The 18609-nt window shown below is 53.2% G+C and carries 17 protein-coding genes, 1 tRNA gene and 1 pseudogene; 6 read left to right on the plus strand and 13 right to left on the minus strand.

Features of this window, described 5'->3' with window-relative positions; all coding sequences use genetic code 11:
• Positions 1-105: 105 nt before the first annotated feature.
• Positions 106-525: a DUF2628 domain-containing protein gene (locus IFT47_RS12850; protein WP_192173061.1), complete on the minus strand. Its 420-nt coding sequence runs from the start codon at positions 523-525 to the stop codon at positions 106-108.
• Between the two features lie 264 nt (positions 526-789).
• Positions 790-1014, minus strand: coding sequence for a hypothetical protein (locus IFT47_RS12855; protein WP_244655953.1), 225 nt, complete (start codon positions 1012-1014; stop codon positions 790-792).
• A gap of 730 nt (positions 1015-1744) precedes the next feature.
• Between IFT47_RS12855 and IFT47_RS28140 the strand changes: the two are divergent.
• Together IFT47_RS28140 and IFT47_RS28145 are read left to right on the plus strand one after the other, a co-directional pair.
• A pseudogene (locus IFT47_RS28140) lies at positions 1745-2770 on the plus strand (methyl-accepting chemotaxis protein); the annotation flags it as partial.
• 141 nt (positions 2771-2911) lie between these two features.
• A complete protein-coding gene (locus IFT47_RS28145; protein WP_446731160.1) occupies positions 2912-3625 on the plus strand; it encodes a methyl-accepting chemotaxis protein in 714 nt (237 codons plus the stop codon).
• Between the two features lie 57 nt (positions 3626-3682).
• On the opposite strand, the gene IFT47_RS12865 is transcribed toward IFT47_RS28145, so the two are convergent.
• The 6 genes from IFT47_RS12865 to IFT47_RS12890 form a co-directional block, all read right to left on the minus strand.
• The gene (locus IFT47_RS12865) at positions 3683-3922 is read right to left on the minus strand and encodes a type II toxin-antitoxin system RelB/DinJ family antitoxin (protein WP_074890195.1); all 240 of its coding nucleotides are present in this window, start codon (positions 3920-3922) and stop codon (positions 3683-3685) included.
• Positions 3923-4344: 422 nt separating this feature from the next.
• Positions 4345-7557, minus strand: a complete 3213-nt coding sequence (locus IFT47_RS12870) for a type I restriction endonuclease subunit R (protein WP_192173059.1) — start codon at positions 7555-7557, stop codon at positions 4345-4347.
• Between the two features lie 148 nt (positions 7558-7705).
• Positions 7706-8383 (minus strand): abortive infection family protein, encoded by a 678-nt coding sequence (locus IFT47_RS12875; RefSeq protein ID WP_192173058.1) that lies wholly within the window; start codon positions 8381-8383, stop codon positions 7706-7708.
• A complete protein-coding gene (locus tag IFT47_RS12880) occupies positions 8383-9588 on the minus strand; it encodes a restriction endonuclease subunit S (protein WP_192173057.1) in 1206 nt (401 codons plus the stop codon). The genes IFT47_RS12875 and IFT47_RS12880 overlap by 1 nt, the downstream gene beginning before the upstream one ends.
• Positions 9585-11129 carry a type I restriction-modification system subunit M gene (locus IFT47_RS12885; RefSeq protein ID WP_192173056.1) on the minus strand — a complete coding sequence of 515 codons (1545 nt, stop codon included), beginning with the start codon at positions 11127-11129 and terminating at the stop codon, positions 9585-9587. Before IFT47_RS12885 ends, IFT47_RS12880 begins: the two co-directional genes overlap by 4 nt.
• Before the next feature lie 220 nt (positions 11130-11349).
• A complete protein-coding gene (locus tag IFT47_RS12890; RefSeq protein ID WP_192173055.1) occupies positions 11350-11610 on the minus strand; it encodes a helix-turn-helix domain-containing protein in 261 nt (86 codons plus the stop codon).
• A gap of 100 nt (positions 11611-11710) precedes the next feature.
• Between IFT47_RS12890 and IFT47_RS12895 the strand changes: the two genes are divergently transcribed.
• Both IFT47_RS12895 and IFT47_RS12900 read left to right on the plus strand, forming a co-directional pair.
• A complete protein-coding gene (locus IFT47_RS12895; RefSeq protein ID WP_192173054.1) occupies positions 11711-12250 on the plus strand; it encodes a hypothetical protein in 540 nt (179 codons plus the stop codon).
• 279 nt (positions 12251-12529) lie between these two features.
• Positions 12530-12838, plus strand: coding sequence for a hypothetical protein (locus IFT47_RS12900; protein WP_192173053.1), 309 nt, complete (start codon positions 12530-12532; stop codon positions 12836-12838).
• Between the two features lie 886 nt (positions 12839-13724).
• Here the strand turns inward: IFT47_RS12900 and IFT47_RS12905 are convergent.
• The 3 genes from IFT47_RS12905 to IFT47_RS12915 all read right to left on the minus strand — a co-directional run bounded on the left by IFT47_RS12905 (position 13725) and on the right by IFT47_RS12915 (position 15128).
• Entirely contained in the window at positions 13725-13997 is a 273-nt protein-coding gene (locus IFT47_RS12905) for a hypothetical protein (protein WP_192173052.1), read from the minus strand.
• A gap of 214 nt (positions 13998-14211) precedes the next feature.
• A complete protein-coding gene (locus tag IFT47_RS12910; protein ID WP_192173051.1) occupies positions 14212-14832 on the minus strand; it encodes a helix-turn-helix domain-containing protein in 621 nt (206 codons plus the stop codon).
• Complete coding sequence (locus tag IFT47_RS12915; protein ID WP_192173050.1) at positions 14829-15128, minus strand: helix-turn-helix transcriptional regulator; 300 nt, start codon at positions 15126-15128, stop codon at positions 14829-14831. Before IFT47_RS12915 ends, IFT47_RS12910 begins: the two co-directional genes overlap by 4 nt.
• Before the next feature lie 109 nt (positions 15129-15237).
• On the opposite strand from IFT47_RS12915, the gene IFT47_RS12920 reads away from it, so the two are divergent.
• Both IFT47_RS12920 and IFT47_RS12925 read left to right on the plus strand, forming a co-directional pair.
• Positions 15238-15822 carry a hypothetical protein gene (locus IFT47_RS12920; RefSeq protein ID WP_192173049.1) on the plus strand — a complete coding sequence of 195 codons (585 nt, stop codon included), beginning with the start codon at positions 15238-15240 and terminating at the stop codon, positions 15820-15822.
• Positions 15823-16017: 195 nt separating this feature from the next.
• On the plus strand, positions 16018-16989 hold the full coding sequence (locus tag IFT47_RS12925; RefSeq protein ID WP_192173048.1) for an SIR2 family protein: 972 nt from the start codon (positions 16018-16020) through the stop codon (positions 16987-16989).
• 64 nt (positions 16990-17053) lie between these two features.
• Here IFT47_RS12925 and IFT47_RS12930 read toward each other — a convergent pair whose 3' ends face one another.
• Both IFT47_RS12930 and IFT47_RS12935 read right to left on the minus strand, forming a co-directional pair.
• The gene (locus IFT47_RS12930) at positions 17054-18136 is read right to left on the minus strand and encodes a site-specific integrase (RefSeq protein WP_244655952.1); all 1083 of its coding nucleotides are present in this window, start codon (positions 18134-18136) and stop codon (positions 17054-17056) included.
• Positions 18137-18241: 105 nt separating this feature from the next.
• Positions 18242-18318: transfer RNA gene (locus IFT47_RS12935), tRNA-Arg, on the minus strand.
• Positions 18319-18609: the final 291 nt, after the last annotated feature.

The following is an 18609-nucleotide window of genomic DNA, read 5'->3' on the forward strand; positions in this document are numbered from 1 at the left end:
GCTGTAGCGGCCATGGCATTGCTTGCTCGCAACACCATGGCGAAGGCTCGTCTTTCACGCACGCTGAGCAATGAAAGTTACGACGCTCTTTGGTCTGTCTCAGCCTCAGCAGCCTTTGAACGGATTCCAGCCTTGTTCGCCTTTAATTTCCTTGAGGTAATAGGCGTAGTTTGTGGTCCTCGCATAAAAGGCGTTTATGGCGATACCTACAGCAAGATCCAACTGTTTGGCGTAGGCAAAGTCGGTGGCCGAATAGAAGATTTCCGACACGACACTGACGGCCAGCAAAATGCCGATCATCGTCAGGTTTTTTTTCCACAACCCCAGAACGAACAGGTAAATCGGGCCGAAAAAAAACGCAATGATGTTCGCGTTGATCTTGATCCTCTGCCGGAGAGGCAGCTTCAGCCATGCGGGCTTGAACGTTGGTGAATTCGGCGCGCCATGCTCGTCAAAAAATGCGAAACGTTGCTGCCATTTCTCGCTGTAGCCTTCACGGCTTTGTACCTGATCTGTCGTGCTCATTTGAGATCTCCTTATGGTCCTTGAGTGGTGTTTTTCTTCCCGGATATCCTGGATGTTGCTTGTTGTTATGCGTGGCTGACTCCTCGAAGTTCTTGAAGAGCGGCGAAACGCTCACGAGCGTGGCGAAGGCTCCATCGCGCGTCGCTGCAGCCTCATGAGTAGGAATATTCCTACAGGTGGGGAATTTTTTCTCATTTTTTTTACAGATTACAAAAGCGTCCAGACGCCGGCCAGGCGTGGCCCTCGCCGAAGCCCGCGAGGCCTTTACCGCAGCAGACGAAAGGTCTCACGCACATGCTCGGTGAGCGTTGCTGGGTTCTCCATGGCAGCGAAGTGCCCGCCGTGCTCGGCCTCAGCGAAGAATCGCAGGTCGTCGAACCAAGCCTCTGCCCAGCGCCGTGACAGGCGGAGCTGCTCGCCCGGGAACATGCTCACCGCCGCTGGGATGGGTACGGCGGTGACAGGGCCTTGCTGCTGCATTTCGCTCATCCCTTCCCCATGTGGGCCACGGCATTCTCGAACATGCGTTGCAACCCGATACCCTGGCAATGATGTGCGCCTGATGATAGCCACTTCCAGTCGGAACCCGCTGCTGGGTGGAGACCGGTTGGCGTTGGTTCAGGCCGCCGGTTTGCTGGAGTAAATGTTCCGGGCTCTAACGGCTGACCAAACAATGGGTCTGAACGCTAGAAACCTCGCGGGAGTTAAGAGGGTATCAACTAATGGCGACCAGTGTGAGGACTGATTTGTTCAACACTCGCGGCACTAAATCTTTAAGTTAAAAGTTGCCATGTGGTGAGCGGTACCCACACTTACTGGAAAGAAAGTGTCTTTCGGGTCTGGCTTAACTTGTCCCATCCACTGAATGGGAAAGTTTCCTGAGTCATCAGCCCTGAGAGGCGCAATCCTGCCGCCTCTGGCTTGGGCCGAGCACCGGTCGAATCCGCCAAAGCCCGGCTGGATCCGAAGTCTCCGGCCAACACAGCCGTTCAGTGGGCTCACAAAAAAATGGCGAATACGTTGAACTTATTCCCTGAAATAGTTTCGGCGATGAAAATAAATTATTAGTTCGATAGTCTCTTAAAAAGATGCTTTTTCACTAAAGTTTCTTTGCGGGTGGCCGAATGTTATGGGGTTAGGAATGGCATGGAGTGGCCCTCTCCTATGTGAATACCTATAACTTTCAGAGGGCGCCATGCTAAAGAATATCTTGATCAATATGACCGTCAGGTCAAAGCTCGTACTCGGCTTCACCTTGGTGATCATATTTACTGTCCTTATTGCACTCACGGGTTGGACAGGAATCTCCTCACTCAGTGAGCGAAGCGAGCGCGTGTCTGATATTGCGAAGCTCACAACCCTGACCCGGGACATGCGCATCGCCCGGCTGGTCTACGGCCAGAATTCTGACGACGCCAACGCTGCCACCTGGCTAAAAGCCTATGACAACCTCGACAGTCATTTGGCGTATTTGCGCGAAATACTCGACTCCGAGCTCAATATTCCCCACGTTAAAACCGCGACCGCCGCGATGACGGTTTACAAGGGCTTTTACAACGACATCATCAATGCGACCCATACGCGCGAAACGAGCCGAGCCGTGTCTGGCAGCGCCGCTGATGAGGCATTGGAGGTGCTGCTGCGCTTAGACACGCTCTCCAATTCGCCCGAGGGCACGGCCGCACAGCGAGATGCAATCGGACAAGCGCTGACGCTTTTTCAGAAAATGCGCTTTGATGTGCGTGGGTACACCTTCACGCTAAAGCCTGACGCGCAGCAGCTGGCGAACGCTTCAATCGCTGCGGCCGTAAACAACGCCCAATCCCTGCAAGCCGCTGGATTTCAACCCGACGCCATCAAAGGCTTTCAGGCTTCACTGAATAGATACCAGGCTGCCATTGCCCAGTTTTCGGAAGCACAGGCCGCCATTAATCAGGGCCAGGCAGGTATTACCAAAAACATCGAAGTCCTGCTGGCCTCCGCCGATCAGTTGGCACAGAACCAGGTCTCGCTGCGTATTGAGGACGTGGGTCAAGCCAACAAGATGTTGATCATATGGCTCAGCATTGCGCTCATCATCAGCGCACTGGCTGCATGGGTCATCACCCGCCTCATCGTGGGTCCGCTTCGCGAAGCGCTGCAATTGGCTGATCGGGTCGCCAACGGCGATCTGACCTACAGCGAAGTAACGGCGAGGCGAGACGAACTGGGCCTGCTGCAAATCAGCATGCAAAAAATGACCACCAACCTGAGGCAGTTGATTGGCGGCTTGCGTGATAGCGTCACTCAAATTGCGAGCGCTGCCGAACAGTTGTCGGCGGTGACCGAGCAGACCAGCGCGGGCGTTAACAGCCAGCGAACCGAAACTGATCAGGTCGCCACAGCCATGAATGAAATGGCCGCTACTGTTCAGGAAGTCGCCAGGAACGCAGAGCAGGCGTCAGATGCGGCGGTCAGCGCCTCGAAAGAAGCTCGCGATGGCGACGCAGTTGTGGCCAAGGCAGTGCTCCAGATTGAAAAGCTCGCAACCGAAGTGGGTCATTCGAAAATCGCCATGGATGAGCTCAAGCAAGAGAGCAACAAGATCGGCGGCGTGCTTGACGTGATCAAGGCGGTCGCCGAGCAAACCAACTTGCTGGCACTCAATGCGGCCATTGAAGCCGCGCGGGCTGGCGAAGCCGGACGAGGTTTTGCGGTTGTAGCGGATGAAGTAAGAAGTCTTGCGCAGCGCACCCAGGCGTCGACCGAAGAAATTGCGACGTTGATTGGTGGTCTGCACAGCCGAACCGCACAGGTTGCGACCACCCTGGAAAACAGTCGCCTGCTGACTGACAACAGCGTGGAGCTGGCGCGGGATGCAGGGGCTTCGATCGGCAACATCAGTCGCTCAATTTCAACCATCGAGTCGATGAACCAGCAAATCGCGGCGTCCGCTGAAGAGCAAAGCGCAGTGGCTGAAGAGATAAACCGCAGTGTTCTCAGTGTGAGGGACATCTCCGAACAGACCGCGTCCGCCAGTGAACAGACAGCAGCGTCAAGCGTTGAGCTGGCGCGTTTGGGTGTGCATTTGCAGGGGTTGGTGAGCAAGTTTGTGGTGTGAGCGGCTGGGAAGATGATCATCCAGTCACTGGGAGATCGGGGAGCATCAAACTCCAGCCTATAACTCATCCAGCGAAACCTTAACGCGCTGCGGCGCGGCAAGGCGCTCGCGCGCCACGGAGATCAACGCTTCGTCTTCTTGAGTGAGGAGGACCGGCCGGAACGGGAGTTGACCACGCTCGGCGACGTACTGCAGGGCTTGGCGCATAAGGTCGGACGGAGTAACGCCTAGACGCTCCAGCTCTCGGTAGGCGCGAGCCTTGAGTTCGTCGTCGACGCGAACATTAATGGAAGCCATAGTTTGAGCTCGTAAAGACAAGTGTCGTTACGGTAGATGCATCGTCCATCGTCCATCGTCCATCGTTGGCAAGGCGGTGCGACGGATAGCGCGTACCTTTGAGGATGAATCTAGCGTGGGATTGAGCCGGACACCTTTTACGAACGCTCAGGTACAAAAAAGCCCGCTCAATGGCGGGCTTCTTCGTCTGTAGCGGATTTCCAGAACGCATTGCGCGAACTGGAATCAATAATGGTGCACCTGACGGGATTCGAACCCATGACCCCTGCCTTCGGAGTCCTAAAAATCGACGTTTAGAATCAGTACGTTAGCGGGGATTAGCTGGGAAATCAATGGGTTGTGTTAGCTGGGCATAGCCGGTTTTCGCCCCTGTTAGCGGGGCGAGTGTGGCAAATTTGTGGCATTAAGCTCACTTTAAAACACTAGGGAGCTAAATCTTTCGCAATAATTTCCGCCTGCTTCAACACGGTTTCCGTCGCGAGCAATTGCATATCTGGCGGATAGCCGAACTGGCGCAGGGTACGTTTCACAATCACCTTCAGCTTGGCCTTGACGCTCTCCTTGATGGTCCAGTCGATTGAGGCGTTTTCCCGCACGCGTAAGGTCAGTACCACGGCCAGCTCACGCAACTTTTCTTGCGCCATCAACTCGCGGGCACTGTCATTGTTGGCCACAGCGCTATAGAAGGCGTATTCGAAATCCGTCAGCCCCATGTTTTTGGCTTCGTCGTCCGAGGCAACGATTTCCTTGCTGATTTTGATCAACTCGTCCATCACCTCGGCAGCGGTGAGGATTTTGTTGTGATACTTCTTGATGGCGTTTTCCAGCATTTCCATCAGACTCTTGCTCTGCACCAGATTCTTTCGGGCCCGCGCTTTCAGCTCGTCGTTGAGCAGCTTCTTCAGTACCTCAAGCGCCACGTTCTTATGCTTGTGGTCCTTCAGCTCAGCCAAAAATTCGTCGGAGAGAATAGAAATATCCGGTTTTTTGATACCCGCCGCGTCGAACACGTCGATCACTTGTTCCGACACCAGTGCTTTGTCGATCACCTGGCGGATTGTTGTTTCGATGTCTTCATCGCTGCGGCCGTCACCAGTACCTCCATCGAACTTGACCAGACGGGCTTTGACCGCCTGGAAAAACCCCACTTCGTCTTTGGCATCTAGGGCCTGCTCATGCGGCACCGCAATCGCAAAGGCCTGCGACAGCGCAGAGACTTCTCTGATATAGCGATTGCGTCCATCCTCCAACCCGAGGATGTGTTCTTCCGCCGCTAGGATCAGCGATAGCTTTTGTGCGGTTTCGGCCTCGAAGAAATCTTCATAGGCGAAGCCGTGGTACATCGACGTGATCACCTCGATCTTCTCCAACATCAACGCCACCGCCTGCTCCTGCGCTAGCGTCGGATCGCCCGTGCCGCCAGCATCGGAATAAAAGGACAGCGCTTCTTTCAGGTCGGAGGCAATGCCGAGATAGTCCACCACCAAACCACCCGGTTTGTCCTGATGCACGCGATTCACGCGGGCAATCGCCTGCATCAGGTTGTGTCCCTTCATGGGTTTATCGATATATAGAGTGTGCATGCTGGGCGCGTCGAAGCCAGTCAGCCACATATCACGTACGATCACTAACTTCAGCGGGTCGGAGTCGTCCTTCATCCGCTCGGCTAGCATTTTGCGTTGTTCTTTGCTTGTGTGATGCTTGGCTAACAGTGGACCATCGCTGGACGAGGCGGTCATTACCACCTTTATCGCGCCTTTGCTTAAGTCATCCGAGTGCCAGTGCGGCCGCAGTTTGACTATCTCACTGTACAGCTCGGCAGCAATGCGCCGCGACATGCTTACCACCATGGCCTTACCGGCAAAGACCTCTTGGCGCGCATCGAAGTGGGCAACGATATCGCCGGCAATATTTCTGATACGTTGTTCGCTGCCGATCAGCGCTTCCATCCGCGTCCACTTGGCCTTGGCCTTCTGCGTCTCGCTCAGTTCGTCCTGATCCAGTTCTTCGTCCAGCTCAGCGATCAGCTTTTTGCCGTCTTCGCTTAGTGCCACTCGGGCCAAGCGGCTCTCGTAAAAAATTCGCACCGTGGCACCGTCTTCCACAGCTTGGGCAATATCGTAAATGTCCACGTAGTTGCCGAACACGGCGGGCGTATTGACGTCGGTCTTTTCAATCGGGGTACCGGTAAATCCGAGGTAGGTCGCGTTGGGTAGGGCATCACGCAGGTACTTGGCGAAACCGTAGACGACCTTCTTGCCGATCAAGGTTCCGTCGATGCTTTTCTCATCCACCGTCTTAGCCGCGAAGCCGTATTGGGTGCGATGCGCTTCGTCGGCGATCACCACGATATTGCGACGCCCGGAAAGCTCCTCGTAGATGTTTCCCTCTTCGGGTTGAAACTTCTGGATAGTGGAAAACACCACACCGCCGGACGCCACCTTGAGCAGTGCTTTGAGTTCGTCGCGATCCTTGGCCTGCACCGGCTCCTGGCGCAACAGCTGCTTGGAGGCGGCAAAGGTGTCGAATAACTGATCGTCCAGATCGTTGCGATCGGTGATCACCAGAATGGTCGGGTTATCCAGCAGCAATACAATCTTGCCGGTGTAGAACACCATGGAAAGCGACTTGCCCGACCCCTGAGTGTGCCACACCACCCCCGCCTTCTTATCTCCTCGGGGTTGTTTGGTCACGCTCGGCAAGCCATAGCTGGCGGGGTTCTCCCGAGCACTCAGGCCTGCGCCCATATCCACGGCCCGCAGAGTGGAGACTATTGCCGCATTAACTGCGTAGTACTGGTGATAAGCCGCCAGCTTCTTCACTGTGCTGATAGTGATTTGGCCTGTTTTTGGGTCCTCCTTTCGGGCCTTTTCGAACACGATAAAGTGGCGCAACAAGTCAAGCAGCGTGGCTTTGTTTAGCATACCGACGATTAGGGTTTCCAACTGGCTTACTAGTTGCGAGGCCTCTGCCTTGCCGTCGGCACTCTTCCACGCCATAAAGCGTGACAACCCAGCCGAGAGTGAGCCGGCCTTGGCTTCCAAGCCATCTGAGATCACTACGAAGGCATTGCTGGCGAACAGGCTAGGAACAATTTCTTTGTAGGTTTCGATCTGCCGGTAAGCACTTTTCAGAGTGGCGTTTTCCGCAGCGGCGTTTTTCAGCTCAATCACAACTAGGGGCAGACCGTTGACGAACAGCACCAAATCCGGCCGTTTGGTCTGGTTGTTCTCAATTACGGTGAACTGGCTGGCGACTACGAACTCATTGTTTTCCGGGTGAGCAAAGTCGATCAACCAGACCCGCTCGCCGCGCTCGTCACCATCTTTGTGCAGGCTGGCCGGTACCCCTTCGCTCAGCAAGCGGTGAAACGCCTCGTTATTCGCCAACAGCTCGGGGGACTGCGCGCGCTGCACCTCTTTCAGCGCGGCCTGGATGACATCCGCCGGCAGCTTGGCATTGATGCGCCGAGTTGCTTGTTCCAATCGACCACGCAGCAACACTTCGGCATAATCGCTCCGCTCGGGGTTATCACTGTCCGGTGCGCTATCGGGGGCGTGAAGGGTCTGATAACCCAGGCGCTCGAACAGCCTGATGGCGAAGGTTTCGATAGCAGATTCGGTGAGTGTGGCCAAAATGGATTTTCCTATGGATTTTCTGGTGCCGCCAGCATGTTCATGTAAGGCAGATCAAGGTGTCTTTCTGCCTGGAGTCCGACTCCGCGACTAGCAGGGTCAGGGCGGCCAAGCCAATTCGGAGGCTATATATAGCGAGCATTTATAACTAATTATCCCCCCCCTCAACAATATCATCCTCGGACTCCAGGAACGCCCTGCACTCCATTTGATAGGCCTCAAGTTCCATGTTGAATAAAATCTCACTCGCAGAGTAAGCGTACTCGCCCATTGCGAAATCCCCAAAGTTATCATCCCAGAAATTATTGAAAGTCTCGTTAGCCTCATAATCAAAGATTACATGATTCTCTCTGTCACCGGCGATGGCGAGCCTCCCCTCGCGCTCTTCGAAAGCCCGAATAAGAAAAACAGCCACAACAAGTGTGCTGTCAATCAAAAACTCTCTGGTGAGCAAATCAACTTTGTTATTCCTATCTTTCAACTCTTCCAGCGATTTGCCGTGAGAGGTTGGGCTTATCTCATTTCTCAGGTTGCCAATCAATTGGCCAATATTGGCCAGTGAGCCAGACATCTGCGTCACCAGCTCTTCCGCGGTATAGCCTAGGGCAACGAATGCTTTCTTTAACACCGCATTGATACTGGGCGTAGTTCCAAGCACTACGCCTTTAGCATCGCAGATTTCCTTGCCAATGCTTTCCAGCAGGGCCTTGGCATTTTCAACTGAAATACTGAAATCCGTTTCTAGATGCCCCTCCATTCGCTCAATATAAATCTCAAGCGTCTGCCAGCGACTATAACGGTCAAGCGTGGCCCTTAGCTTTTCCATCAGAAAGATACTCTCGCTTCACCACTCATGAGTTTTGGCAGCAAAGTATCGCGAAGCTTTTCCAGGCTCTTAATTTGCTTAGCATTGGCAATCTGCTTGTCGAGCAATGGCTCCATTTGCTTTGACAACTCTTTTAGCTCCCCAGCGGTCGGAATCAATACAATAGCGGCATCAAGGTCGCTGCGTTTGATATGGCCCATTGTTGTCGCATGGCTGGATGAGATGGAGATAAATTCGGCAAGATGGTGTTTACACCACAGCAGATAGAACCATTTCGGAAACTCATCAGAGGTCACCTTGAACAGGTGTTGGTTCAATACACAGCGCTCCCCATCCCAGATTTTGACCATTAACGAGGCAGACCAAGCAAAAATCACATCGCCCGCTTCGACAATATAGTCGGGTTTAACCTGATCTGTTGCCCAATCCGAATTTTCGGAGATGCCGCTACTAAGCTCCCTTATTTTTAATACAGGTAGCTTTTCTAGGTCATTTCCTGGAGGGTATTTTTGACAGGCCAAGCCGTTCAGGAACCTGGCGATACTGCTTAAAGGTCTTTCTTCCCAACTGTCGCTGATGCTCTCCAAACATCGATGGCGGAAGAGAGCCTCACTCATTGCTTCGAGGGTTTTATTTTGGCGCTGTAGTAGATTGATTTTATCGTCAAAGCTACTAAGAGTTGACGCTATTGAGGCTTGCTCTGCTGGAGGGGGAACGAGTATCGGTACTTTCCTGAAGTCTTTCAGGACGACTCGTGGAATTGCTGAGCCTGATACATAATTATTGCGCATTACATACTGGCAATCAGGCGATAGTAGGAAATAGCTTACGTACTTAGGAATGTATCCTGGCAAAAGCCGGACAATTGCGATGGAGGAAAGAAGTACCAGTTCTTCGTCTTGATCATAGACAAATATTAGATCAAGGCAGTTTGCACCATCCTTGGATATTAAAATATCGCCTTTTTTAGGCTGACACCCCTGCCTCACAAGCAACTCATAGTCATCGACCGAGATTAATTTGCTTCCAGATAAGTCGAATCGGTCATACGTCATATCTTTTACAGAGCACATAAATTTTCCTACAGACTGTGGTCTGGGGGACTGATGTGATCCGTCTGTTATTTTTTCAGATATGTCAGCTAGCGTCAGGGCTTGCCACGTTGAGGGGAAAGATCTACGTTCTGGAGTTTGCAATTCACTCATTTGTTTAGCTCCGCAAGGTGCTTTGCGATAGTCTGATTAAGCCTTGCTTCCTCCAGCAATTGCACCTCAAACTCCGCCTTTAACGTGGCAAAACGTTCGGCAAAGTTAAAGTCATCCTCTTCCTCCGGTAAGCCCACATAGCGCCCCGGTGTCAGCACATAGTCCAGCTCTGCTACACGCTCCAGTGGAGCTGAGGCGCAGAAACCCTTTATGTCGGCATAGTTCGCGTCGCCGGTGCGCCAGTTGTGGTATGTGCTGGCTATTTGCTGGATATCCTCGGCTCTGAGTTCCTTGGTACGGCGGTTAATCAGTTGACCGAGGTTGCGCGCATCAATAAATAGGATTTCGCCTTTGCGAGGGTGACCGTTGTTGCGGGCGCGATTCATAAACCATAGCGCTGCCGGAATTTGGGTGTTCAGAAACAGCTTGGCCGGCAGATTGACAATGCAGTCGATTAGGTTGCCATCGCCAACTAGAGCCTCGCGTATATCGCCTTCGCCGCTGCTCTTACTAGTAAGCGCGCCCTTGGCTAATACAACACCGGCGCGGCCGTTGGGTGCCAAATGGTGTGCGAAGTGTTGCAGCCAAGCGAAATTAGCGTTTCCAACCGGCGGAGTACCGTACTGCCAACGGCCATCGCCGCGCATCAGCTCGCCGCTCCAATCGCTCACATTGAAAGGCGGGTTGGCGATGATAAAGTCGGCCCTCAGGTCTTTATGGGCATCGTTAAGGAAGGATCCTTCGTTGTTCCACTTCACCTGAGAGGAGTCAATGCCTCGAATGGCCAGGTTCATACGCGCCAGCCGCCAGGTGGTTTGATTGCTTTCCTGGCCATAAATGGAGATGTCGTCGACCCGGCCTTGGTGCTCTTCAACGAACTTTTCCGATTGTACGAACATGCCACCAGAGCCGCAGCAGGGATCGAACACGCGGCCCTTGTAGGGCTCAAGCATCATTACTAACAGCTCGACGATGGAGCGAGGGGTGTAAAACTGGCCGCCCTGCTTGCCTTCGGCCAAGGCGAACTCACCGAGAAAGTATTCGAAGACATGCCCTAGCACGTCGGCGCTACGGCTTTTGGCGTCGCCAAGAGCGATATTGCCGACCAGATCAATCAGCCCGCCGAGGCTTGCAGGATCAAGATTCTGCCGGGCGAAAACCTTGGGCAGCACGCCCTTTAGCGATGGGTTTTCCTTCTCAATGGCATCCATTGCGGCGTCCACATGTCGGCCGATATCAGACTGCCGGGCCATGCTCACCAAATAAAACCAGCGCGCTTCGAGCGGCACAAAAAACACGTTCTCAGCCTTGTACTCGTCCTTGTCTTCTGGGTCCGCCCCCGCATACTCGCCTTCGCCGGCTTTCAGTTGGCTATACATATCTTCGAACGAATCGGATATGTATTTAAGGAAGATCAGGCCGAGCACCACATGTTTGTACTCGGCGGCATCGATGTTCTTGCGCAGCTTGTCTGCGGCTTTCCAAAGCTGCTTTTCCAACGGCTCTTCTTTGCTTGGTTTGACTGCTCTCGGCTTAGCCATTGTGGTTCTTTATCCAATTGCGAAAATAGAAGATCAAATCGGGATCGTTTAACGACAGAATCGTCAGATCATCACTAAGTAGGGCGAGCATGGGGCAAATGGTGCTGCAAATCATTATTCAGGCCTGGTCTCGCTCACTACGGAAGCGTTAGTGATCCCCGCTAATGATGACTCAAGTCCGGGTGCAAATTTGTGAATCAGCCCCTTCGCAGCACATTGATCAGTCACGAAGCATACCTTCGATTAGAGCTTGTTCATAAGCCAGCGTGAAATTTACCAGATCAGTTTTTAGGACGAGACACAAATCACGAAGCTGAACCATGTCTAACCGTCTCACTCCGCGTTCCACATCACTCATGAACGATTGCGGCCTCCCCAGCGCAGCAGAGCATTGCGCCTGCGTCATCCCTGATTCGACACGCATGCGCTTCAGCACCTGCAGAAAGACCACGTGCTCGCGTCGATAGATAGCCTTTGTCATAGCCGTGTCCTGGCAAGGTTCGGCTGATCACGCTATATCTGCTTTTGGGATATCTGATTTTCAGTTATTTTATCTGTGCACGTTTGGTTTAGGAGGCTGCATGAGACTTGTTTGGGAGTTGTTTCGCGTGGCATGGGCCGTCGGATGTTTGCCGGTCGGTGGGCTCTTGCTCGTGGTGGTGGTGTTTTCAGGCTTCAACCTGCCATTCTTTCTGGGCTTAGCCAGTAGCGAAGACCCAGAGATTCGGTGGCTGTTCTGGGTCTTGGTTCTCTACTTCGTCGGGGGCGGATGGCTGTTCTCCCGAGTCAACCAACGCTATGCCGAAAAGCTGAGGAGAATGGTCGCCGGCTATCAGGCTGAAGGGTTCCATCCTCAAGTGGAGGTGTACGCGAAGATCAATGACGCCTACGTTGGTGTCGACCTGCAATCTAAAAAGTTGCTGGCCTACCCTGTAGGTCAGGATGGTCATCTCTTCCGTTTGGACGAGATACGGTCCTGGCGCATCCTTCCAGTCGGCAAGAGCAACCATCGATTGGAGCTGTGGACCAGCGATTTGGCTATTCCGACGTTCAGCCTCGCGCTTAGAACGATGGACGTGACCAATACGGAGGCACGGCTGCATGCAATCTTCAGCACTTAACAGGTTGATGGACCCTTCACTTACCCATTCGGAGTAGCCCGATGACGGACGTAACTGCAGGTAGTGTTTGGCAGGTAGATATCGCTCAACTGAAGCAAGCCAACGCCACTATGCGTTTGGCCAATCAAGCGCTGGCCTCTGACGATGTTGCCGTCCTATCCACTCTCGGTTTTTCGCTCGCTCACATTCGAGAGCTAAGACGCAAAGGCGGCTTCAGAACCTCTTCCATTGCGCAGAACACACGAATGATCAATTGCCTACAACAAAGGGAATCTGCCCATGCTCGTTGACCACACGCCATTGAGAATCGCGTCCGGCGTCCTGGCGGCTACGACCATCGATTCTGTCCGCCGATCGACTTCGTATCATGCCTGCGGCTGGCAGATTCTTGACCGCTGGGCGTTTAATTCTCCCGAGCAGCTTCGCGCACTCGAAGCGCAGGGAGAGCTGCTGCTTTTAGGGCGGTTGCTTGAACAGCAAGTCGTCGAGCATGAGGCGCTTATTACGCCCCTCGGATTGGCACAGCGGAGGCAAGGGCTTGCAGAGCATGAGGTTCTTGCGCTGTCAGGCATCTCTACCGAGTTGTGAGCCATCGACGGCAGCGCGTTCTACCAAAACCTTCCGGCCATTGGCCGCAGTGGGGTCTCGGGGCTTGCCCTGAGCAGGTACGGTAGGTAAAGCAAAGAAGTGAAACGACTGCCGCGTTGCCGGTTGTACGTACGCCATTTATGGCGGGAGTACAAACCCTACCCTGTCCCAGTTTTTATCCTCAAATGGTTGCCGCCGTGGTGGACGATGTTGGCGACTAAAAATTGTCTGTACGTTGGTACTGGATTTCTTAGCCCTCGATGAATAAAAGCATCATTGGGGCGGATGCAGAGGGAGTCGTCCAATGACTCGATAAACACAGGAGTCAGATGCCATCGGCCTAACAAAATTGGTCATCAAAATATTTTGCGAAGTGAGCGCGGTAATTTTTAGAAAACACCGCAACACGACATTGTACGAAGCAGGGCGTTGGCTGTGATGGTGTCAGTATTTTGAAGTGCGCGCGTTTTCCGTTGGTGACTGTGCGCGCATCGCTCGGATAAGAAGAGAAAAACATCTCGCAGCACAGGGAAAGGTAAATCTTGTGATGCTGAGGGAGGCATGCGGTAGGCAAATCTGGGCACGTTACCCACAACTGGAGTAAACGCTATGAGTGAAAGCTGGCTGAAGAAAATGTGGTCGCTTGCACTGCGACGGAAATCTGTAGACGCGATGAACGGTGGTAAGCCATTTACCAGGTGCGGAACCCTCATGGTCTATGCGGGAGAGCTCAAGCTGATAGCTGAGCTCATTCCCAAGTCAAAACCTGCAAGACGCTCCACGTCGCCCGATTCAGATTGAGTGCAGCATCTCAGGGCGGCTAAACGCATGTCAGTAAAGCGGAACGCCTTAACTGATACGCACCCTGGGTAGCCGGTGCGCAGGGCTAGCTGCTCACACTACCTTCCTGATCAAACAGAGCTCTGGCAGAGGGGCCATAGGTCGCGATGACATTCTCGATGGTATCCCGGTCGTTACAGTTCAAACTGCGGGTCAGGTCGAAGAGGGTGTTCCGCTCTGCTTTCCACTGGCTGATGATTTCAACATTCGGTTGGGCTTTCTTACGCTCGTAGAAAATCGACTCGGAACGGAGCGCTATCAAGCAACCCAATATGTCCTGGGCGATTTCCAGTCTATGAGCATTTGATGACTCGATCATTTTTGAGAATTCCTTCTGATCGTTATCGTGGCCTGCCGGACTCCTAGACTTTGTCGAGTTACGAGCAGCAGTGGCGTACTGGCTGATATGGTTTTTTCTCGTATTGTATGGGTGACTATGTGTCACGTGAAATCCCGTTACACATGCCACTCAGTCACATGAGTTGAGGCCATGCATGCCACCCTGTCACGTGACTGGCTGTCCTGTGTATAACTCATGTTTTGGTCGCCGTGCGCTCCCGGATCGAGTTCCGGATAGACAGCAGCTTGGTGTAGATGTCCGGATTGCTCTCGGCCAAATGGTCCAAGTCAGCTTGGCTAATCTGGAAGCCGATGTTGGTCTGGTTCTCGATGATCTGTAGGTTCACGATGTGAATACCTTGGCCGACTGCCTCCCTGTTGAAGAGCATACGTTTCAGCTCCTCAACCGTGCTTTTGATCTGGGCTGGACGGTACTCCCACTGTGCTTGGCCTCTGGTTCTGCCTTGGGAGTCGCTAATTGCGATTTTTTCCGTGAGCTTATATTCGTTATGTTTACGGGATCGCGTCCTGCTGATGTAGCCTCGGGTTTCAAGCGTCTTGATCTCGCGCATAGCCTGGCGCGGACTGATCCCAGCTTTGCGAGCGATGGTTGGGATTGAAGGAATCGACAGTCCCGTTCTGAGATCGCAGTGGGATTTGATCACGCAGTAAACCGCGAATGCATACGGTCCTAGCTTTGCGAGTTCGTGATCCACCATGGCCTGGAAAATGTGAAACCAATAGGTGTTGGATTTCAATTGATCCTGTGGTTCCTGCCCGGTGGGGGCATCAACCGATAATTCCAGCTTACTCATTTTCTCGCCTCCACCTGAGCCTTCTTGGTAGGGCGCCCGACTTTATGTGTTCCTTCGGTCGAGGCTTGCTTGAGGAGAAGAGCCGAGGTGATTGCCCCGGTGCGCATCCACTGTCTGAGATCACCTAGGCGCCATCGCAAGCGTGAGAGGCCGGGAACGGGCTCAAGCCCCGGCAATTTGCGCTGACGCACGGTCAGAGCGCTGAAGCCTGTCAATGCAGCGACCTCGGCAACGCCGATCAGTACGTCATCTGCTAGCTTTTGAATTTTTTGAATGGTTTCGTAATCGATGCTCATCGTGACTGTCGCTCGGCTGCTATGGAATGCCTCCAGCTTTCGCCATGCGACTGCGGATTCACTAGGACACCTTTTTGACAGATACGCGATTTAGCCAAAGAATGGCTCCATGCAGCCACACATTCCCGATGCAGATGTCGACCCGGATGAAGCCTTCCAGCTTGTTTTTCATGAACTGAAACGTCATGAAGACACGGGCCGGAGAAACTTTGTTGTCCGTGTCCCCTTGGACCTGCTTGAGTACCTATTCTCAGCAATTTTGCGCAAGTCGGGGATGTCGCGGGTGGCCCTTGAGCGGCTGCTGACGGAGCTGGGGATTTACGGATTCAAAGACGCGGACGGCCGGATTCTCCGACGCTATTTAAGCGGTTACACACGTATGGCTTGGTCGACCTATCAGCGTTTGATGCTATGGGCGTTATCAAGCGGCTGGATCAGCATGTGGGCTTTCCGCGATTTGGTTTTTCGTTCATATGAGCGAGAAGCTGCTCAGCTTTGCGCACGGAAAATAGTGAACACCCTCAAGCGACGGGCGACGCTCCCTGATTTGACCCAGGAGCAGGTTGTCGCGTGCTTCTATGAGGTTTATCAGCTTAGGCAGCAGGAGCGCCATCAGGCAGCGGCTACTCGCATTCGAACGGATTCAGCAGCAAAGGGGATTGCGCTTAGCCTCAACCTTGACATACAGGATTGAACTTTAATGCCAGCATCGCGTGAATCTTAGGCTGACGCGGTTAGTTCAAGCGCACGAAACGCCGATGGTTAGAATCACCTGGCTGCAACGCCCGTGCTTTTAGCCCTTAATTTTTTGCCCGTACAGCCGAAAAGAAGGTGATGGGTATCGGTTGGGCCCGATTATTATTCGATAATGGCAAATGTAGGATTCGTAATGACACGGAAGACGCTAATTTTCGGTAACGGTCTAGGTATGGCATTGGATCCGGACCACTTCTCGCTAGCGCGTGCGCTAGAAGATGTTTGGAACCATCCTCGTCATCTTCCAGATGATAAGAAATTAATGGTAGGACGCTGTGTGGATAATGATGGCCTGCCTCCCAATGGAGAAGAACAACTCGACACGCTGCATATAGTTGTCGCAGCCTGCAACATGCTTAACAAGATAGGCGACGACGATGTTCATTGGCTCACCGCAGATGCCCAGTCATTTCCAAAAGCTGTTGCACAGTATATTCATAGGGTTGCATCAGACTTACATCTATATGACGGTGATTTACCCAACAATTTTCTTGAGCCGCTATTTGCATTTCTACGTGAAACCAACTCAAACATAGCGACATTGAATTATGACCGGCTCCTCTACGGCGCGTTAGTGGATGAGGGGCTCATGGCAGGTGGGTATAGTGCCTACCTCGTTGACGGGATGGTCGACGCTGGTTTTGCTGAGCATCGGCTTGAACGTCTGTGGCAGAACGATTTCGGGTACTACTTGCATCTGCATGGTTCCCCCTTGTTCTACGATGATAGGCATGGCGTTGCACATAAGATGACGCGGGATCAGTTGAATATGTCATCTAGGATAATTTCTAATCACATTGTCCTGACACACGTAACTCATAAAAGATCAGTAATTGGGGCTTCAGAGGTTCTTTCTACATATTGGGATTACTTGCAGAAGTGCTGCCACGAGGCCCGGGAAATCATAGTTTTTGGCTACTCCGGCTTCGACACTCACCTTAATGATGTCTTGGCCGCCTTTGCACGGAGTACGCCAATGAGGATAATTGAATGGCGTGGGGCTGGTACCCTCCGAGAAAGAGAAAGGTTTTGGCAAGATATCTTACGAACCGATGACTTCGACTTGGATCGTAGACGAAATATTCTTACGTTTACGGATTGGTAATACGGCACGTATGCACCATAAGGAAGGCAAGTCCCTTTGGTGCATGGCCAATTTGTGGGGGCACTTATGCTAACTTAGCCGCCAGCTCCTCCGCAGTAATGTTGTAATACCGCTTGAGCATGTTCACCTCCCGGTGCCCCGTCACGCTGGCAAGCTCAATCAAGTTCGGCAGCTTGGTCGCAAGCCGACAGGTCGCTTCATGCCGCAGGTCGTGAAAGCGCAGATTGATCAGGAAGTCTTCCTGCGGGATTACCTGCGCAGCCCCACAATCCCCCAAGTATTTCAGCCTTGCGCGCTCCAAACCTCGCACGAAGGCCTTCTTGAGCGCATCAGCCGTGGTGGGGAAGACTCGCCCGCACAGCGAACGCGGTAAATCCTTCAGCAACTGAATAGCCTTCGGCGAAAGCGGGACGGTTCTGGGCAGTCCGTTCTTTGTCGCAGGCAGGTGCGCGGTTCTACGTTCCAGGTTCACATGCTTCCAGCGCAGCTCGAAAATCTCACCACGGCGCATTGCTGTCTCAATCGCCAGTTGGACGATGGGCCGGATCCATCGATTGTGTGATGCATCGGCGTAGGTCCCATCAGCACGTCGCTCACGAAGCTCTAACGCGCCTAGCATGTATTGCTCTTCAATTGGGTCGAGCCGTCGCGAGCGCTCGTCGTTGTAGCTGGGACGGCTGACCATCCTGACCGGGTTCTCGGCAAGGTGAATTCCCCACTCCCGGCGAGCGACCTCAATCACGCACTGAAACAAAGCCAGCTCGCGCTTGACCGTGTTGCCCTTACGGATCTTCAGGCGCTCATCACGGTAGCGGGCAAAATCTGAAGAGGTGAGGGTGGCAACGATGCGTGTTGCCAGCGGATGGCGCTTGAGCGCTTCAAGGCGTTTGATTTCCGAATACGCGCCTTTGTGCTTAGGGGCGATCTCGGAGATGTATCGATCAATGAGTTGATGAAAGGCGGTGCGTTCAGCCTCGACCCGGGAGACGAATATGCCTCGGTCGATTTCGCTTTCGATCATGCGTGCCCAGGCTTGGGCATCGGATTTGGTTTCGAAGGTTTTTCGCTGGGCTGGATAGCCCTTACGGCGAATTTGCGCTTCCCACTGATACTCGCCGCGATTCCTGATTGTTGCCATTTCGACCATTCCCGCCACACTTGAGTGTGGCAAATTTGTGGCAAAAACGACTTTCAGGACTAGGACAGGTTTCTGGCAGTGGAGCTAACCCCTTGTAATACAAGGGATAAAAGATGGTGCACCAGACGGGATTCGAACCCATGACCCCTGCCTTCGGAGGGCAGTACTCTATCCAGCTGAGCTACAGGTGCAATGCGGGCGCCATAATACTCATCTGGCCCTCGTGCGTCCATGCCGATGACCCGCCGTTCACAATTTAGTGGGACCACATCCAACCGCTTAGGCACCCGCGCATGACGACCGCATACGCATGCTCCCGGTTACGCTCATCCGATTAACCCCCACCCCAAGCCCCACCCGTTCTTTTTTTCGAACGCACTATTGTCCTTTAACCCTGTTGTCCCTAGGATTCGTTTGAGATTTCAAACGCCCCGCCCGGTCTTTCTTCTATTCTCCAATCAGGGCCGGCGACAGTCTTATCC

The organism is Pseudomonas sp. CFBP 13711, from assembly GCF_014842265.1.
Lineage (GTDB): Bacteria > Pseudomonadota > Gammaproteobacteria > Pseudomonadales > Pseudomonadaceae > Aquipseudomonas.

What these genes read in the sequence shown, in the direction of transcription:
- IFT47_RS12880 (WP_192173057.1), bottom strand. Translation starts at nt 9,588, where the DNA reads ATGAGTGAATTGCAAACTCCAGAACGTAGATCTTTCCCCTCAACGTGG.
- IFT47_RS12895 (WP_192173054.1), top strand. Translation starts at nt 11,711, where the DNA reads ATGAGACTTGTTTGGGAGTTGTTTCGCGTGGCATGGGCCGTCGGATGT.
- IFT47_RS12865 (WP_074890195.1), bottom strand. Translation starts at nt 3,922, where the DNA reads ATGGCTTCCATTAATGTTCGCGTCGACGACGAACTCAAGGCTCGCGCC.
- IFT47_RS12890 (WP_192173055.1), bottom strand. Translation starts at nt 11,610, where the DNA reads ATGACAAAGGCTATCTATCGACGCGAGCACGTGGTCTTTCTGCAGGTG.
- IFT47_RS12925 (WP_192173048.1), top strand. Translation starts at nt 16,018, where the DNA reads ATGACACGGAAGACGCTAATTTTCGGTAACGGTCTAGGTATGGCATTG.
- IFT47_RS12855 (WP_244655953.1), bottom strand. Translation starts at nt 1,014, where the DNA reads ATGAGCGAAATGCAGCAGCAAGGCCCTGTCACCGCCGTACCCATCCCA.
- IFT47_RS12930 (WP_244655952.1), bottom strand. Translation starts at nt 18,136, where the DNA reads ATGGTCGAAATGGCAACAATCAGGAATCGCGGCGAGTATCAGTGGGAA.
- IFT47_RS28145 (WP_446731160.1), top strand. Translation starts at nt 2,912, where the DNA reads ATGAATGAAATGGCCGCTACTGTTCAGGAAGTCGCCAGGAACGCAGAG.
- IFT47_RS12905 (WP_192173052.1), bottom strand. Translation starts at nt 13,997, where the DNA reads ATGATCGAGTCATCAAATGCTCATAGACTGGAAATCGCCCAGGACATA.
- IFT47_RS12900 (WP_192173053.1), top strand. Translation starts at nt 12,530, where the DNA reads ATGCTCGTTGACCACACGCCATTGAGAATCGCGTCCGGCGTCCTGGCG.
- IFT47_RS12910 (WP_192173051.1), bottom strand. Translation starts at nt 14,832, where the DNA reads ATGAGTAAGCTGGAATTATCGGTTGATGCCCCCACCGGGCAGGAACCA.
- IFT47_RS12850 (WP_192173061.1), bottom strand. Translation starts at nt 525, where the DNA reads ATGAGCACGACAGATCAGGTACAAAGCCGTGAAGGCTACAGCGAGAAA.
- IFT47_RS12915 (WP_192173050.1), bottom strand. Translation starts at nt 15,128, where the DNA reads ATGAGCATCGATTACGAAACCATTCAAAAAATTCAAAAGCTAGCAGAT.
- IFT47_RS12920 (WP_192173049.1), top strand. Translation starts at nt 15,238, where the DNA reads ATGCAGCCACACATTCCCGATGCAGATGTCGACCCGGATGAAGCCTTC.
- IFT47_RS12875 (WP_192173058.1), bottom strand. Translation starts at nt 8,383, where the DNA reads ATGGAAAAGCTAAGGGCCACGCTTGACCGTTATAGTCGCTGGCAGACG.
- IFT47_RS12885 (WP_192173056.1), bottom strand. Translation starts at nt 11,129, where the DNA reads ATGGCTAAGCCGAGAGCAGTCAAACCAAGCAAAGAAGAGCCGTTGGAA.